Annotated in this window: 1 protein-coding gene; it reads left to right on the top strand. The window is 36.4% G+C overall.

Features of this window, described 5'->3' with window-relative positions; genetic code table 11:
* A partial coding sequence (locus AAEY68_RS21415) for a GNAT family N-acetyltransferase (protein ID WP_350586866.1) occupies positions 1 to 250 on the top strand: 250 nt, incomplete at both ends.

Below are 250 nucleotides of genomic sequence, written 5' to 3'. Positions count from 1 at the left end.
ATCTAATATACAAGAGCAAATTGTAGACTTAGAAAATTGGGATATTCTTTATAATACTTCGCTCGTTGGCGCAATTCGTTTAGCCTTTGATAATGAAGGATGTTATATCCGAGATATACAGGTTAGTGAGAAATTTCAAAATAAGGGAATTGGGGCAGCTGCTCTAGCAGAGTGCGAACGATTAGCGATTAAAGCTGGTGTTAATTTACTTAGACTACGAGTTTTTAAAATTAGCCCTGCGTATCATCTG

This window comes from Pseudoalteromonas sp. RB2-MNA-CIBAN-0110, from assembly GCF_040309305.1.
Classification (GTDB): Bacteria; Pseudomonadota; Gammaproteobacteria; order Enterobacterales; family Alteromonadaceae; genus Pseudoalteromonas; species Pseudoalteromonas arctica.
Note: the sequence above shows the minus strand (reverse complement) of the source record. Positions and strands in the feature narration are given on the sequence as shown.